This window comes from Pseudoxanthomonas sp. P4_B2, from assembly GCF_056402315.1.
Genome location: NZ_JBFUHQ010000001.1, coordinates 756,879 through 773,736, shown reverse-complemented (window position 1 = coordinate 773,736; position 16,858 = coordinate 756,879). Strand labels below are relative to the sequence as shown.

The window sequence follows — 16,858 nt, the reverse complement described above, 5'->3', positions numbered from 1 at the left end:
GGTGCGTTCTCCCGCGAGCGGGAGAAGGGATAGGTCAAACTTTGCGCAGCAAGTGCGGTTTGCGCTGCGCCAAATCGATAAGCAGTTCGCCGAACAAGCTGTTCGCCCACGCGAACCAATCGCGGGTGAACTTCGCCGGATCGTCCTGATCGAAGGCCTCATGCATGAAACCGGTGCCGGCATGGGTGGTCTTGAGCCAATGCAGGCACTGACGGATCTGCGCATCGTCGTCGCTGGCCAGCGCGTACTGGATGATCGCCATCGGCCAGATTGTGCGCAGGCCGCTGTGCGGGCTGCCGACGCCCTCGGCGGCGCGGCCGTGGCAGAAATAGGGGTTGCGATCGCTCCAGGCCAACTGGCGGGAACGCTGGAACACTGGATCGTCGCGCTCGCAGCAGTCCAGATAAGCCAAGCTCAGCAAGCCGGGCGCGTTAGCGTCGTCGATGAATAGTTGGTTGCCGTATCCGTCCACCTCGTACGCCCAAAACGCTTGACCATCGGCGTCGCGCATCAAGCCGTGCTGGCGCGTCGCCTTTTCCACTTGGTCGGCGAGCGCGCTGCAGTCGGAGGCGAAGTCGCGGTCGTGATGGATCGTCTGGCTCATCTGCGCCAATTGCCGCAGCACCGTTACCGCGAACAGGTTGGCCGGCACGAACAGCGGATACACGCAGGCGTCGTCGGAGGGCCGGAACATCGAGTGGATCATGCCGTTGGCTCGGGTCGGCTGGCCGTAGCCTCCCAGCACCAAGGTCTCGGTAGCGAGCGATGAGGGCCTCTGGAAAGTGTAGGGACCGCGGTCGTGCAGGCGCTGCTGTTCGCGGAAAGTGCGCACCACGATGCGCATCGCCTCGCGCCAGTCGTCGTCGAACGGCGCGGTGTCGCCGGTGGCGCGCCAGTATTCATGCGCCAATCGGATCGGGTAACACAGCGAATCGACTTCCCATTTACGTTCACCTACGCCGGGCTTCATCTCGGTGATGTCGTTCACCGACCACTTCAGAGGCTGGGTCGCGCCGTCGGGCAGAAAGGCGTTGGCATAGGGATCGAGCCGAATGCAGCGCGACTGCCGCCGAATCAGGCCATGCAGCATCCGCCGCAGCGCCGGGTCCTGTTTCGCCAGGGGGATATAGGAATGTACCTGCGCCGAGGAGTCGCGCAGCCACATCGCTTCGATGTCGCCGGTGATGACGAAGGTGTCTGGCTTGCCGTCTCGGGTGCCGGTTTGCACGGTGGTGTCTAGCGTGTTCGGGTAGCAGTTCTCGAACAGCCAAGCCAGCTCGGGATCGCCGATGCCTGCTTTGACCCGCGCCAGCTGACGTTCCACCGCCGCGCTGACGAAGCGGCGCTCGCTTTTCGGCGGCCGCTTGCTGGCGAAGGCGCCAACGTTCGCAGCGGCAAAGGCGGGCAGGGCGCCGGCGAGCAAACCGGCGCCAGCACTTGTGCCAAGAAACTGGAGGATGTCGCGGCGGGTGGGCATGTCGGAATCTCCTGGGTTTGTTGCTATGCGCTTCAACTTGTAGAGCCGAGCTTGCTCGGCTGCCGTTAGCGGGAAAGCTTCAGCCGAGCAAGCTCGGCTCTACAAGAGCGCGTGGTCGAACGTGATCACTTGGGCAGCGGCATCCGGCCCTCGATCGAGAATGCCGCCTCGCTGCCCGGCGCGCCGCTGTGGGGCTGGCCGCCGCCGACGAAGACCCGGTAGTCACCGGGTTCGACCGCACGCAGGCCGACGCGGTCGACATCGCTGAGCTTGCGCGCGTCCAGTTCGAAGCTCATTTCTCGAGATTCACCGGGCTGTAGCGTCACCCGCTCGAAACCGACCAAACTGCGGATAGGCGATTGCGATTGCTGCGCCTGTTCCGCGTGAGCCTGCTGCGAACAGACCCGTTCAAGATAAACCTGCACCACTTCGTCGCCGCTACGCTCGCCGCTGTTTCGCACTCGCATGCTAACGCGCAGCGGCTCGCCGGCCTTCAACGTCTGCGTCGACAGTCGCGGCGTGTCATAGGCGAAGCGGGTGTAGCTCAGGCCATAGCCGAACGGATACAGCGGTGTGCCGGTGAAGTACCGGTACGTGCGACCCTTCATGTCATAGCTGATGTAGGGCGGCAGATCCTTCGTCGAGTGGTAGAAGGTCACCGGCAGTCGGCCGCCGGGATTGGAATCGCCGGCCAGCGCCTGGGCGATGGCGGTGCCGCCGGACTGGCCGGGATACCACGCGGCGAGGATCGCGTCGGCGTGTTGCTGCGCCCAGTTCAGCGCCACCGCGCTACCGCTCATCAGCACCACGATCAGCGGCTTGCCGTCGGCCTTGGCGCGTTCGAGCAATGCCTGCTGCATCGCTGGAAGACCAATTGCGTTACGGTCGCCGCCGTCGAAACCGAGCACGTCGACCTTCAGTTCCTCGCCTTCGACGTCCGGCGACAGGCCGACGAAAGCCACTACCGTGTCGGCTTGCGCGACGACGCGCTCGGCCTCAGCCAGTTGCGCTTCGGCCGGCGCCAGCCATTCCAGCCGCAGTCCCTGGTCCTGGCCCTGGTGTTCGATCTCCAGGCGGATGCGCCGCGGGCGTGCGTCCTCGAAATGCAGTTGCGCTTCGACGTTACGACCGTCGGCGTTATGCGCGCCGGTCGCGACGCGCTTGTCTTCGGCGTTGCCCGCGATCACCAATTCATCGTCGATGTACAGGCGCACCGGGTCGTGGCCGGTGCAATCGAAGCAGCGTGCCACGCGTACCGCCAACGTGTAGTCGCCGGGACCGGGCGGTAGCAGTTCGCCGGTCCAGCGCACCGAGTAACGATTCTTGTCTACGCCAGAAGCCGGCGCCACCTGATCCCAGTTGAAGCTGATCACACGATCCTGACGCGTCACGTGTGGGCCGCCGAGCAAATCCGGATTGTCGAAGTACTCGCCTTTCAGTCCCGCTTGTCCGCCACTGCGCAGCGCGGTTTCCGGAATCATCACCGGCACTCCTGCGGACAGCGGGGCGCCTTGCGCATAGTTCACTCGCTGGATACCGAAGCGTTGCCGCAAGCCCTGCAACGGCGTCACCGGATCGACTGAGGTACCTTGGTAGTTGGCTTCCAGTGCAGCCAGAGCATCGGCATTCGGGCCGATCACCGCCAGCCGGGTATCCGGCTTCAGCGGCAGCGTCGCGTCCTTGTTCTTCAGCAGAACCAGCGATTGCAGTGCCGCCTCCAGCGCCAGCTTGCGGTTGGCCGGCGTGCCGATCTCATCGGCGCCCAGCCGTGCGTAGGGATCCCGTTGCGGCCGTCCGAGTTCGCCCAAACGGTAGCGGGCGGCGAACAGGCGTATCAGCGACTGGTCCAGCAGCGCCTCGTCGGCTTCGCCACGATCCAGCGCCTGGCCCAGTGCGCGATAGGTGTTGCCGCAATTTAGGTCGTGCCCGGCCTTCAGAGCGGCAGCGGCCGCGCCGGCTTCGTCGGGACGGAAGTAATGGAAGTGGAGCATGTCGTAGAGCGCGTCGCAGTCGGACACCACGAAGCCCTTGAAGCCCCAGTCGCCGCGCAAGCGGCCATTGAGCAACCAGTCGGCAGCGCAAGCCGGCAGGCCGTGCAGCGAGTTGTAGGCGCACATCACCGCGCCGGCATGGCCCTCAACTAGCGCGGCGCGGAACGCAGGCAAATAGGTTGCCTCCAGATCGCGCGGGGAGACATCGACATCGAAGCCGTGACGTCCCGGCTCGGGGCCGCTGTGCACGGCCAGATGCTTGGGTGTCGCGATCGTCCGGGGACGCTGCGGGTCGTCGCCCTGCAGGCCGCGAATGAAGCCGACCGCCAGTTGTCCGGTGAGATAGGGATCCTCGCCGTAGGTTTCCATGCCACGACCCCAGCGCGGGTCGCGAAAAATATTGATGTTCGGCGACCAGATGGTCAGACCTGCATAACGCTTGTGATCGCTGCCCGGGCCACCGGCCAGGTTGAACTTGGCGCGCGCCTCGGTCGAGGTCACCGTGCCGACTTGTTCAAGCAGATCGATGTTCCAGGTCGCCGCCAGTCCGATCGCCTGCGGAAACACCGTGGCATGGCCGCTGCGGGCGACGCCGTGCAGACCCTCGTTCCACCATTCGTAGGCCGGGATGCGCAAACGCAGAATCGCCGGAGCCGCATTCATCGACTGGGCAATCTTCTCCTCGCGAGTCATCTTCGCTACCAATGCGGCGGCATGGTCCTCGGCCTCGTCGGCGCGCACGGGTGCGGCGGTCAGCAACGTCATTGCCGAAAGAGCAAGCAGCGCCGCTGACGCGAAGTTGCAGGACATCCATCCCGACAGAGAAGAGCGGTAAATCGCCATCATTGCGCTGCCTCGGGTTCAGCCGGTGCGCCGGCCAGTGTGCCGACCAAGTCACGCACCTGTAGCGCCGCGCGCAACTGCTCCTGCGTGGCCTGACCGCTTACGTGCAAGGTCAGCGGTTCGCTCGGCAGCAGGTCGAAGGCGTTGTCCGAGAGACGCACGTCGAGATCGCCGAACGACAACCAGACCTCGCGCGCCAGTGTGTCGCTGGACAAGGTCAGCGCAAAGCCATCGCCGTCCGCCTTCCATTCGCTGCGGACCTGCGATGCGGGCAGCGCCAGTTTCTTGGCGGCATTGAAGAACACCAGTTGGCGTGACAGTACGCGCTCGCCGTCGAGCAGCTCGAACACCGCGAAGCTTCGCTTCGGATCGGCGCCGCCGAGCAACTGCTTGTCGCTGAACTGGCCCACGCGGGTGCTGCTCAGCGGCGGCAGCGTCGCTGCCTTCTCGCGGCGGCTCAGTTCCTTCCCATTGAAATCCAGCACGCGCAGCCGCCAGCGTGCGGCCAGCGGGGTAGTGCGGTCGGAGACCAGCGACAACGTCGTCGTACCGTCCTTGCGCAGCGCGGCGGCCAGTTCCGGCGCGTAGAAATGGCGGGCGTGGTAGTTCAGCGCTTTCCAGCGTCCGTAGTAGTCCACGCTGGACCACGAGGCGCCCGGCCACACGTCGTTGAGTTGCCAGTACAGCGAACCCATCCCCTGCGGACGCGACGCGCGCAGGTGCGAGGCGGCCAGGCCGATGCCTTCGGCCTGCATCAGCTGGCTCAGGTAGACGAAGCTTTCGAAATCCTTCGGTTCGCCGAACTCGCGGCGGATGTACAGGAGCAGACGCTGGTTGCCGTTGCCGTTGTCGTATTTCTGATGCGCGCGCATCACCGGCGATTCCGGGTCCATATCCTGCGGGCCGGCGAAGGCGCGGAGGGTGCGCATGTCCGGAAAGGACTGCAGCCCGTATTCGGATAGGAAGCGGCTGTCGACGTCCAGGTAGGCCTCGACCGGCTTGGCTTCGCCGCCCCAGACCTGCCAATAGTGCATGTCGCCATCGTCGCTCAGATCCGCGCCGCCATCGAAATCGGTACCGGGCGAGGTCGCCCAGTACGGCACGTCCGGATCGTGCACGGCGACCACCTCGCGTAACACCGTGCCGAACAACGTGGTCATACCGCGTTCGATGCGAGTGCGCTCCTCAGGATCGATCGACTGCTTGAATTTAACCCGGTCGCCCCAGTGATCCCAACCGGTCTGCACCTCGTTGTTGCCGCACCACATCACGATGCTGGGATGGTCGCGCAGCCGCTTGACCTGTTCGATCGCTTCCTGCCGCGTATTCTCGCGGAAAGCCACGTCGTAGGGCGGGATCGCGCCGCCGAACATGAAGTCCTGCCAGATCATGATGCCCAGTTCGTCGGCAAGCTCGTAGAAGCGGTCGTCCTGATAGTGGCCGCCGCCCCACATGCGCAGCATGTTCATGTTGGCCTCGCGCGCGTCGAGCAGCGTGCGGCGCATGCGAGCTTCGTCCACGCGGGTGGGGAAGCTGTCCAGCGGAATCAGGTTGGCGCCCTTGGCGAAAATCGGGATGCCGTTGACCACGAGTTCCATGCTCTTGCCCCACCGGTCCTTCTCGCGGCGCAGCTCGACGGTGCGCAGGCCGGTGCTGCGCTGGATCGTATGCGAGTCGCCACTGGCGTCGCGTAGCGTCGCGGCGAAGGTGTAGCGATCCTGGGCGCCATAGCCGAACGGGAACCAGCGCTTGGGATCAGCGATGCGCAGCGGCAGATCAATGCGATTGCGGCCGGGGTCGACCATCGCATCGCGTTCGATCCGCGTCACCAAGGCACCGTCAGGGCCGCGCACTTCCAGCACGACCTGCACCGGCCCGCTGGCATTGGCCTCCAGTTCGATCTGCGCCTCGAGCTGCGCCGCTCGTGCGTCTACCCGTTGCTGGGCAATGTACAGGCCTTCCACGCGCACCGCGTCCCAGGCTTCCAGACGCACGTTCTTCCAGATGCCGGCAGTGACGATGCGCGGCCCCCAGTCCCAGCCGAAATGGTAGGGCGCCTTGCGCACGTAGGTGGTACTGAGTCGCGCCGCCGGCTCATCGCCGAAGGCCGAGTCGTAGCCGCCGGGCAGCGCATACGGTTGTTGCGCCAGCCATGGCTGGATCTTCTTGATCGGCGAGCGCACCGTCACTTCAAGCACGTTCTCACCACGTTTGAGCAGCGGTTTGGCATCCACGCGCCAACGTCGGAACATATTGTCCGCGTCCAGCAGCGGCTTGCCGTTGAGGCGGACCTCGGCCAGCGTGTCCAGCCCATCGAATACCAGTTCAACGCGCTCACGCTTCAAAGTCACCGCATCGACACTGAAACGGCCGCGGTACTGCCAGTCGCTCAGGCCCACCCATTGAATCGCGCCTTCGTTGCTGCCTAGAAACGGGTCGGGTACCAGCCCAGCGGCCATCAGATCGGTCTGCACCGTGCCTGGTACCTGCGCCGGCAGCCACACCGTCGCTTGCGGATGTTCCTTCGCCTGCGCCTGTCCCGGCACTAACCGAACCTGCCAACCGTCATCGAGGCTGAGCGAGGTTGGTGGTGCGGCCCAAACCGGCATTGCCAAGGTCAGGCAAAGCAGCGCGACCAGATGCGGGATACGACAGGAACGAAAACGAGAGCGTGACAGGAACATGCAAACTCCTAAAGTGGATCAGCGCCGGGTGGGTGGCGACTGCGCCGTGGCCTCGATCAAATGGACGGCCCCGATCGCGTACAGCGGACCTTCGATGGGCGCAGTGAAGCGCAGGCACAGATCGTGGACACCTTCGCGCGGTGGCAGCGGCGTTTCCAGAGTGAACTGTTCGCCTAAGGTAGTGCCAGCCGGCAACGCCACTTTGGCTAGCCTCTCGCCTTCGCAACCGTTCAGCACTTCTAGTTCTCCCTGCGCTGAGCTTGGAGGATATTGATGCACCTTGGACTGATCGTGCGCCAGCCCATAATTGCGTGCCAGTCGCGCAGCGTCGATGCGGATTCCTGAGATACCGTCCAGCCGTGCCTGCGGGTAGGTCCAGCAGGCATAGAACAAGTCGACGTTGTACACCGGCGTGTCGGTGCCTGGCATATCCGGCAGCAGCGGTACGCGCAGGCCCAGCGGACCTCCATCGTGGCAGTTGCGCAGGCCTTGAGTGTCGACGGTCAGCAGCGCGTCGTGATCGAGGTGGCGGCTACGCGCAGCGGCCAGCGGCTGTCCCTCCTCGGTGAACACCGCGGCTTTGACCGTAACCGGCAGCGTCACCGCGAACGGCGCGCTGTAGTGCGAGGACTTCAGTGTCGGCTCGCTGCCGTCGGTGGTGTAGTGGATCTGGCCGATGCCGGTCTGGTTGCCCAGTGCGATCTTGGCAGGACCACCGTTCAACACCCTATTGGGGCCACCGTCGATCTTGATATCGGCGGCGAAGGCGCCGTCGCTGTAATCGATGCCCAGCGCGCGATAGCGCCGCAACTGTGCCGGCAAGCGCGCGAGGAAGCCGTCCCAGCTGCGCGCGGCCATCGGCGACCACGCTACCTCGGCCACCGCGGCCATACGTGGGAACAGCGCATGGTCGACGTGGCGCGGCGAAGGAATGTATTCGCTCCACAGCGCACCCTGCGCGCCCAGCACGTGTCGGGCCTGGTCGGCGGTCAGCCCCGCGGGCACCGGATCCAGTTCGTACACACGCGACAGCGGCAGTACCGCCAGGCGACCGTTGGGCTCATCGCTGCGATCGGTCTGCAGATTGTCGAGATACATCCAGCCGGCCGGCGCCAGCACCACGTCGTGGCCGAGTTTGGCGGCGGCTACGGCACCTTCCACACCGCGCCAGGACATCACCGAGGCGCTCTCCGGCAGCCCGCCTTCCAGAATCTCGTCCCAACCGATCAGGCGCCGACCCTTGCCAGTCAGATACTTGGCTAGTTGCTCGTTGAACCAGCCCTGCATCGCATGCGCGTCCTTCACTCCAAGCTGCCGCATCTGCGCGCGGATCGCCGGCGACGCTTCCCACTGGTCCTTGACCGCCTCGTCGCCGCCGATGTGGATGTAAGGCGAGGGGAACAGTTCCAGCACTTCGTCGAGCACGTCTTCGATGAACTTCATGCTGCGTCCGTCGGTGTCGAACAGATAGGGATTGACGCCCCAATCCACCGACACCGCAGGGCGTTCGCCGGTCACGCCGACTTCTTCCGGATAGGCCGCCACCGCCGCCTGTGCGTGGCCGGGCATGTCGATCTCGGGCAGGATGGTGATGTGACGCGCGGCGGCATAGGCTACCAGGTCGCGGATTTGTTCCTGCGTGTAATAGCCTCCATAGCGCTGCGGCGTACCGTGGCGGCCCGCGCCCGGCGGCGTGCGCCAAGCGCCGATCTCGGTGAGCTTCGGATAGCGCTTGATCTCGATGCGCCAGCCCTGGTCGTCGGTAAGGTGCAGATGCAGCACGTTGAGCTTGTGCTGGGCCATTGCGTCGATCACGTGCTTGACCGTGTCCACGTCGTGGAAGTGGCGGGCCACGTCCAGCAACTGGCCGCGCCAGCCGAAACGCGGCCAATCGCGGATCGTCACCGCCGGTATTTCGAAAGCACCGTGCTTGGTATCGGCGCTCGCCAATTGCCAGGCGCTGATCGCGCCATAGAACAGGCCGGCGGGGTCGCGCGCGCGGATGCGCAGGCCTTGTGCATCCACATCCAACGCGTATCCCTCGGCCTGGGTCACTGGCGACTGGGGATCCAGCTGCAAACGGATGCTGGCGGCCGACGGTGTGGCTTCCTCGCGCACGCTCAGATCCAAGCCGCGCGTATCGCGCAACAGTCGAATCAAATGGCTCGCAGTGTCGCGCGCAGGGGCATCGTTCGGCGCGACCGAAACGACGGTCTTGGCGGTGATCTGGAAGCGACCCTCGCCGCGCTTGGCCTGGACCGGCGCGGGGATCAGTGGCAGCACTTCGACGTGCGCAGCGGCGACTGCCGTCGGAGCCGCGCGCTCCGCGCAGCCGGACAGCGAGAGGCCGGCGACCAACAGCAGGGAGAATGAGCGTATCAACGTATCGATGCGTACGGAACGAGCAGGTGTCGTGATCATGCGGTCGCCTTCTTCATCGTTCTTGTCGGGGACAGCAGTTGCCTGGCAACCATGCGCTGGCATTGGTCTGGCTCGCCAAGCATTCGCATTGGGAGACGGTGGCTTTGAGGCTCGACTGTCGGAGGAACAATAGCGTGGTCGCGGTCGGCGCAGCAGGCGACCCTGTCACGGTGGCGAAAAAAATAGGGGAGTGCGCGCGGCGATGCAGACGTTCGGCGTGCGGCTCCAGCGTGGCGGCGGAATGGAGCTGCTGCGTGGCAGCGGCTATCGGGCGTCATGGAGAACGGCACTCCCTGTGGAAAAGCTACTGGGTCGCTTGCACGGTCCTGCAAAAAAAGGGCAGGCCATCGTGGAGGGAACGATGGCCTGCCCGTACCACACCACACTAGAACTTGTAGGTGAAGGCCAGTTGGTAGTTACGTCCACTCTTGTATACGCCGAGCGGAGTGCGCTTCTGGGTGTCGTACCAGTAGTAGGTTTCGTCGAGCAGGTTGGTGGCGCTGAAGGTGACGCCGAACATATCGTTGATCTGATAGCCCGCGATCAGGTCGAGTTGCTTGTACGCATCGGCGAACACGGTGGATTGCTGGCGCCCGATCTGATTGAAGTACTCCGAGCGATAGCTATAGTTCACGCGCACATTGAACGGGCCTTTTTCGAAGTACGGGGTCAACGTATAGGCGTTCTTGGAGACGTAAGGCAGGAACAGGTCGCTGCTGGTGCTGGTATCGGTGTAGGTGTAGTTGGCGTTGATGCCGAAACCGTTATCGAACGCGTGCTGGTAGATCAGCGCGACGCCGGTCGCAGTAGCATCGGCGACGTTGATCGGACGGCTGATGGAATAGACGCCGGACACGCCGGAGATCGGATTGGTCAACTGCTGTTCCGTAGTGTTGGTCACGACGTAGTTGGTGATGTCGCGACGGAACACCTCGGCGGCCAACATGCTGCTCGGGGCGAAGTACCACTCGAAAGCCAGGTCGTAGTTGGTGGCCTCGTAAGGTTTCAGGTCGACGTTGCCGCCTCCACCGGTCAGATCCGCGTCGTTAAGGTCCAACGTCCCGGCCAATTGGCCGTAGCGCGGGCGGGCCATCACCTTGGCGGCGGAGAAGCGCGCCACCATGTCGTCGTTGAGCTCGTAGGCCAGGTTGAAGCTGGGCAGCGGCTTGTAATAGCTGCGGTTGGCCAGCGCCCGATCGTAGCCGCCCGCACCATTGCTGACCCAGTACAACGACTTGTCCGACGTGTCGACATATCGTACGCCCAGGTTACCGCGCCACTTGCCCGACTCGAAGTTCGCCTGCGCGTAGAACGCGTTGGTGATTTCCTTGACGTCGAACGAGGGTCCGTAGTTGTAGTTGTAAGGACCGCGCGGCGTCAGCGTATTGAAATAGGCGATGGCAGCGCCCAAGTCGGCCGTTGGCCAGCTCGTCAAATCTCCGCTCGCGCCGAGGCCGTCGTATAGGCCACTAGGTGCCAGGCCGCCGAGGATCTCGGTCAGATTCAGTGCAGAGACCACATCCACCGCGTTGCCGCGCGAAGACACGCCGTTGTCATGGTTGGTGTACTTGTAGCCGAATTGGAGCTTGTTGATCGGCCCCCATTCCACGTTGTGCTCGGCGTCGAACTGGAAGTAGCGTTCTTTATCGCGGCTGGTCTCGTAGTACTGTCCGCCGTACTGCTGGCCGGGAGCCAGACCCCAGTTGGACGCGTCGTTGTTGTCGTAATTGACGATGGTGTGGTTGGCGTCGTACTCGAAGTCGAAGCCGCCGCTTAGCAGCAGCGTCTTCATCAGGTACTCCGGATCCTTGCCGCCCTTGGCGCTGGTGGTGCCCGCCTGGGTGGTGAACACCCAGTTGTCGCCATAGTAATCGTGGCGCAAGTTCAGGCTATTGGTCTCGACTTGGCTCTTGCGCAGGTTGAAATCGTGCTGCGCATAGGCGTCGCCGTCGACGTCGGCTGCGACCACATAGCCGTCCTCGATGGTGGCGCTGGTGATCTGGCTCAGGCTGCAAGCCGGGCAGACGTAGCGCGCCTGACTGAAGTTGTCGTACTTGCCCTTGACGTAGAGCCCGGTCAGGTTGAACTCGTTGCGGTCATTGGGCTTCCACTGCAGCGCCGCCTGCAGGCCATCGCGCTTGCGATCCTGCTGAAAATAGGAACTGCTGATGCCAACCGGCAGCTTGGCCTCTGCAGGGTCGCCTTCACCGGTGATCGTGGCGGTGGCGGGAAGTCCAGTGGTGTAGCCCCAATACTCGATGCCGGCGCGAGAAATGCTCTGCTCATCGTGCGTGCCCGAAACCAGGAAACCGAAGTCCTCAGCGTCGTTCTTCCAACTCCATAGCAACGAACCGCGTGGATTGCCGTCTTCGGAGCGGTCGTTGTAGTTGTAGCCGAGCGAACCGCGGATGGTGTTCTTGGGCAGGTCCAGCGGCTTGCGGGTATGCACGATCACGGTGCCGCCGATCGAACCTTCGTCGATGCGGGCTTCCGGGGTCTTGTACACCTCCATCAAGCCAATGATTTCCGGCGAGAGCAGGGTGTAGTTGAAGGTACGGCCGCTGGTGTCGGTAGGATTGCCACCCCAGTCACCGGAGGCGATGGTCTGGCCGTTGACCAGCACTCGGTTAAGCGCCGGGTCGGTACCGTTGATGCTGACCTTCTCGCCTTCGCCGAACTGGCGGTCGACGGTAATGCCGGGCAGATGCGAGAGCGATTCGGCCGCATTGGTATCAGGGAACTTGCCGATGTCTTCCGCGCTGATCGCGTCGACGATGGAATTGGCCGAGCGTTTGACCGCCTGACTCTTTTCCAGAGAGAGGCGGTAGCCGGTAACGGTGACGGTGTCTAACTGCGTGGCCTGCTCATTGGAACTAGGCGCCTGGCTGGCTTCTTGCGCATGGGCGCTGAACGCTATGCTGGCGACGATGGCTGCCGATAGTGCTGACTTGCGGTACTTCATGCCACTCTCCCGATCAGTCTGTTGGTTGCTGCGGTGGTTGTTCTGTTACCTAGTGGGTTGTGTTGTTGCCGAGCTGTTGTTGCTCCATAGATTTCCACCCCGGACGCCGTATACGTCCACTCCGTGTCTTTGATCGCGGTTGCGAAAGTTTTTGTTCTCTAGTTCAAATACCACTGCGCTGCGCCGACCACGCCAAGCTGTCCGTGCTCGACCAGACGCACGGGAATGCGCTCCAGCGCTGGGCGCATCGGTCCCTTGTTGAGGTAGCGCGCGACGAAGTCGCTATTCGGAAGGAAGTCGCGGATCTGCGGCAAGATGCCGCCGGCCAGGCGGATGCCGCCCTGCACGCCGTAGGTCAGTGCCATGTCGCCGACCACGCTGCCAAGGAAGCCGCAGAAAACTTCGAGGGTTTCGCGCGCGAGCGCGTCATCGCCGGTCTGCGCCGCCGCGGTGATCTGACTTGGTTTTGACAATACGGGTTTCGCGCCGCGCAGCACCGCCAGCGCGTTGTACAAGTTGAGGATGCCGGGGCCGGACAACACATGTTCGATCGTCACGTGCGCGTGCTGCTTCAGCAGTTGCGCCAGCAACGCCAATTCGAGTTCGTTGTTCGCCGCCAGCGAGGCCTGGCCGGCCTCGGTAGCCAGCACAAAGGGACGGTCGCCGCGAGGAATCCACACTGCGGCGCCGAGGCCGGTGCCCGGACCCAGCACCAGCATAGGGCCGTTTACGGTGGACTCGTATGGTCCGGTGATGTGGGTGGTTTCCAAGGTGGGGAGGGCGGCGGCGGCGTAGGCCACGGCCTCGAAATCGTTGACCAGACGCAGATCGGCGAAGCCGAGGTGCTCACGGGTTTCGCGGATCGACAGCGGCCACGGCAGATTAGTGGTGATGACCGTGCCGTCGTCCAGTGCGTAGCCGGCGCTGGCGACCACTCCACGATCCACTCCGTGGCCGTCGTGCGTGGCCAGGAACTCGGCGATGAACTCGACAAGCGAGGCGTATTCGGTGCAGTCGTACTTGTGGAAAGCCAGCACTTCGACCGGCTGCCCAAGCCCGGCTCCGGCACGCACCAGAGCCAGGCGCGCATGGGTGCCGCCGACATCTGCGGCGAGGAAGGGCATGCCCTTCGCCAATGAACTTGTTGTGGCTCGATCGATCATTGCGAACACACTTCCCTCACGCCCCGGATCTGCTCTGGCACCTGACAAGGTGCCCCTGTGGCCCGAGTTTGGATCGATCTAAACAACGATGTCAATGACCTGTCATCGGTTTCTGTTAAAGAGCTCTTATAAGCAATAGAAACGCCTGTTCATATATGCAAAGTCATGGATTGATTACAAATTTGTTGATATTTTGCCGTTTTAGAACGTTCTAATGCGCCAAACTTCTGGGCGACACTGGTGTCCAAAAGGCACTCTTTAAGCCTGAGAAGAGGGGTCGAATCGGGAAACGTATGACAACGCAAGCCATCACACGCAGATCCACCATTAAAGACGTCGCCGAACGCGCCAAGGTCTCGCTGAAGACAGTGTCCCGGGTGATCAACAACGAACCTTCTGTGACGCAGGGCACGCGCGCACGGGTAACCCAGGCGATCACCGAGCTCGACTACGAACCCGATCCGTCCGCACGCAATCTGCGCAATGGTTTGTCGTTCGTGATCGGCTTGGTCTACGACAATCCCAACCCGTACCACATCATCGCGGTACAGAAGGGCGTACTCGCTGCCTGCCGCGAAACCGGCTACGGCCTTCAAATCCAGCCGGTGGACTCGACGTCGCCGCTGCTGGCCGACGAACTGGTCGACTTCGTGCAGCGCTCTCGCTTGGCCGGGCTGGTGCTGACCGCACCTATGTCCGAACGCAAGGATCTGATCGACACGTTGGCCGAGCGTGGCATTGCGCTGGTGCGCATCATCGCCGCAACCGAAGACCCGAACGACGGCCTGCCGTGCGTCTACGTGGATGACCGCAACGCCGCCTACGAGATCACCGAGCACCTGATCCAGCTCGGCCACCAGCGCATTGGTTTCCTGTGGGGCGGCCCGCAACACCGTTCCAGCGGCGAGCGCTACGCAGGCTACCAACAGGCGCTGAAGGATTACGGCATCACCGTCGACGAGCAGTTGGCGTTGCCCGGCGATTACACCTTCGACGACGGCTTTCGTGGCGCGCGGTGCCTGCTAGCGCTGCAGGAACCGCCGACCGCGATCTTCGGCAGCAACGACGAGATCGCCGCCGGCGTGCTGGCGGCGGCGAAATCCGCCGGCATCGACGTGCCCTACGAACTTTCCATCGCCGGCTTCGAGGACAGCCCATTCTCGCGCCAGTCGTGGCCGCCGCTGACCACCGCCAAGCAGGCCACCGAGAGCATCGCCAAGCAAGCTGCGCGCCTGTTGATCGGCGGCCTGCGCCAGCACGCCTACGCCGACAAGCCGACACCGCTGCGCAATCAGGGTTTCTTGCCGCAACTGGTGGTGCGCGGATCGACCGCGCCGCTGCGACTGGGTCCGCTTCCTATTCGGGACGACCTTTAACCGACGCTACACCCAACGAAATACGAGAGCGTCATCCCAGCGAAAGCTGGGATCCATCTTGACTTTGGACCTTTGCGCTAGGAGCAAGATCAAAATGGATCCCAGCTTTCGCTGGGATGACGGCTTGAGTACACCTTGTCCGAGAATATCCTGGTGTTCATTGCGCCAGGACGCAGCGAGTGAGCGTGGAACCTCTCAGACCGACGATTGGCGCAGCACCTGCAGGACGTCATAGCACGCACCCATGGTGTGGTAATCGGTCTTGCCGGCGGGACTCTTTTCGTTGCTGTACTTGCGGTTGTCTCGATCCAGGATGCGGTACCAGGCGCCGTGTTGGTGATCGACGAAATGCCGCCACGAGTAGGCCCACAGTTTGTCGTACCAATCCCAGTAACCGCTGTCGCCGCTGCGTAGCGCCAACCGCGCCGCCGCCGCGATCGATTCGGCCTGCACCCAGAAATACTTATCGTCGTCGCAGATGCTGCCGTCCGGTGCGAAGCCATAGCAGAGTCCGCCGGATTCGTCGTCCCAGGCCCGCGCCACCGCGGTATCGAACAGGTGCCGTGCGGTCGGCAGCAGCCAGGCCTCCGCAGTGCCGCGTGCTTGCAGATGGCCATCGAGGATCACCAACAGCTTCGCCCATTCGGTCAGATGGCCCGGCTGGAAACCCCAGGGGCGGAAAAGATGCTTGGGGTCGTCGCGATGGTAATCCCAGTCGACGTTCCAATCGCGATCGTAGTGTTCCCATATCAGGCCGCCGGCTTTCGCCGCCTGGCGCCGGGTTATATGGTCGGCCAACGTCAGCGCGCGATCGAGGTAGCGGAGCTCGCCGCTGGCTTCGTAGGCGGCCAGCATCGCCTCGCACATATGCATGTTGGCGTTCTGGCCGCGGTAATCGCTGAAGTTCCAATCGGCGTCGGCTTCGTCGCGATACAAACCGGCAGCCGCGTCCCAGTAGCGAGATTCGAGCAACTCCCAGGTTTCGTCCATCCACGGCACCACTTCTTCGATGCCGGCCTTGCGCGCGGTCGCGTAGGCCAGCAGCACGAAGGCGACGCCGTAGGCATGGTTGGTGCGGTCTTCGGCGAGGCCGTCGCGGATCGTCCAGACATAGCCGCCGCTGCGCGGATCGCGATGGGCATCGCGGAGGTAGCGCAGACCATGGTGCACGGCGTCGAGGTATTCCTGCCGCAACGCCGCATCGCTGCCGAACTCGTTTGCCGCCATCGCGTAGTTGAAGACGAAACGCGTGCTACTGACCAGGTGGCGGTGGGTCGCGTCGTAGACCGTGCCATCGTCGCGAAAGTAATGGAAGAAGCCGCCGCTCGGGTCGATCACGCGCGGATGGTAGAACGCCATCGTGTCGGCGATGTGCGCGCGCAGGAAATCTTCGGTGCGGAAATCCTGCCGGTCGGAAAGGTCGGGAGTCATAAATTCTGCTCGCAATAGGGGGTGGGCGTTGGCGTGGCCGCGAACGCTTTTGGTGGTTCGGGTTTCTGCGCAGCGGTTTGCATACTCACAGTCTTCGCCAGCTGCTGTTGATGTTGAGAAAACTTGTCCGACTTTCTGCATCGGGCTCCGCTATCGGCCGGCGGCAAAAACCATAAGCAAGAAGATCGACGATGCTCTGATGCTCGCCTGTTCGTTTTACCGACTTCGCCGTGTCTGAGCGGCACCGATTAGCCCCCGACAAGTGTCTTGGCACAGCAAATCCATGATTATCAATAGGTTGAGCGAACATTCGTGCCGTTTGTACATACAGGCTTGCATTGTTCAAATATGATATGCATATTCGCATATAAAATAATGGTACCAGTAGCATAGTGACGCGTCTGCCCAGACCGCCACTGCCACGGTTTCCAACTCCCTGGGAGGGGACGCCATGTACAGCTTCCTGGTTCGCAACCAGAAACCTTTGTTTCTGCAGCGGCGATTTGCCGA

At 63.1% G+C, this 16,858-nt stretch carries 8 protein-coding genes; 1 reads left to right on the top strand and 7 read right to left on the bottom strand.

What is annotated here, in order from left to right; translation table 11 throughout:
* Positions 1-34 precede the first annotated feature (34 nt).
* The 6 genes from AC1DTQ_RS03440 to glk all read right to left on the bottom strand — a co-directional run bounded on the left by AC1DTQ_RS03440 (position 35) and on the right by glk (position 13,541).
* On the bottom strand, positions 35-1,477 hold the full coding sequence (locus AC1DTQ_RS03440) for a glycoside hydrolase family 125 protein (protein ID WP_477847978.1): 1,443 nt from the start codon (positions 1,475-1,477) through the stop codon (positions 35-37).
* A gap of 125 nt (positions 1,478-1,602) precedes the next feature.
* The gene (locus tag AC1DTQ_RS03435; RefSeq protein ID WP_477847976.1) at positions 1,603-4,233 is read right to left on the bottom strand and encodes a glycoside hydrolase family 3 protein; all 2,631 of its coding nucleotides are present in this window, start codon (positions 4,231-4,233) and stop codon (positions 1,603-1,605) included.
* A 77-nt stretch (positions 4,234-4,310) separates the two neighbouring features.
* A complete protein-coding gene (locus AC1DTQ_RS03430) occupies positions 4,311-6,995 on the bottom strand; it encodes a beta-mannosidase (protein WP_477847974.1) in 2,685 nt (894 codons plus the stop codon).
* Positions 6,996-7,013: 18 nt separating this feature from the next.
* The gene (locus AC1DTQ_RS03425; protein ID WP_477847972.1) at positions 7,014-9,416 is read right to left on the bottom strand and encodes a beta-N-acetylhexosaminidase; all 2,403 of its coding nucleotides are present in this window, start codon (positions 9,414-9,416) and stop codon (positions 7,014-7,016) included.
* 385 nt (positions 9,417-9,801) lie between these two features.
* Positions 9,802-12,378 carry a TonB-dependent receptor gene (locus AC1DTQ_RS03420; RefSeq protein WP_477847970.1) on the bottom strand — a complete coding sequence of 859 codons (2,577 nt, stop codon included), beginning with the start codon at positions 12,376-12,378 and terminating at the stop codon, positions 9,802-9,804.
* Positions 12,379-12,536: 158 nt separating this feature from the next.
* Positions 12,537-13,541 (bottom strand): glucokinase, encoded by a 1,005-nt coding sequence (glk, locus tag AC1DTQ_RS03415; protein WP_477847968.1) that lies wholly within the window; start codon positions 13,539-13,541, stop codon positions 12,537-12,539.
* A 293-nt stretch (positions 13,542-13,834) separates the two neighbouring features.
* Here glk and AC1DTQ_RS03410 point away from each other — a divergent pair, with 293 nt between their 5' ends.
* A complete protein-coding gene (locus AC1DTQ_RS03410; protein ID WP_477847966.1) occupies positions 13,835-14,917 on the top strand; it encodes a LacI family DNA-binding transcriptional regulator in 1,083 nt (360 codons plus the stop codon).
* 195 nt (positions 14,918-15,112) lie between these two features.
* Here AC1DTQ_RS03410 and AC1DTQ_RS03405 read toward each other — a convergent pair whose 3' ends face one another.
* Positions 15,113-16,348 carry an AGE family epimerase/isomerase gene (locus AC1DTQ_RS03405; RefSeq protein WP_477847964.1) on the bottom strand — a complete coding sequence of 412 codons (1,236 nt, stop codon included), beginning with the start codon at positions 16,346-16,348 and terminating at the stop codon, positions 15,113-15,115.
* Positions 16,349-16,858: the final 510 nt, after the last annotated feature.

Excerpts from the sequence above, each read along its gene's own strand:
- AC1DTQ_RS03430 (WP_477847974.1), bottom strand. The coding sequence starts at position 6,995 with ATGTTCCTGTCACGCTCTCGTTTTCGTTCCTGTCGTATCCCGCATCTG.
- glk (WP_477847968.1), bottom strand. The coding sequence starts at position 13,541 with ATGATCGATCGAGCCACAACAAGTTCATTGGCGAAGGGCATGCCCTTC.
- AC1DTQ_RS03440 (WP_477847978.1), bottom strand. The coding sequence starts at position 1,477 with ATGCCCACCCGCCGCGACATCCTCCAGTTTCTTGGCACAAGTGCTGGC.
- AC1DTQ_RS03420 (WP_477847970.1), bottom strand. The coding sequence starts at position 12,378 with ATGAAGTACCGCAAGTCAGCACTATCGGCAGCCATCGTCGCCAGCATA.
- AC1DTQ_RS03435 (WP_477847976.1), bottom strand. The coding sequence starts at position 4,233 with ATGACGTTGCTGACCGCCGCACCCGTGCGCGCCGACGAGGCCGAGGAC.
- AC1DTQ_RS03425 (WP_477847972.1), bottom strand. The coding sequence starts at position 9,416 with ATGATCACGACACCTGCTCGTTCCGTACGCATCGATACGTTGATACGC.
- AC1DTQ_RS03410 (WP_477847966.1), top strand. The coding sequence starts at position 13,835 with ATGACAACGCAAGCCATCACACGCAGATCCACCATTAAAGACGTCGCC.
- AC1DTQ_RS03405 (WP_477847964.1), bottom strand. The coding sequence starts at position 16,348 with ATGACTCCCGACCTTTCCGACCGGCAGGATTTCCGCACCGAAGATTTC.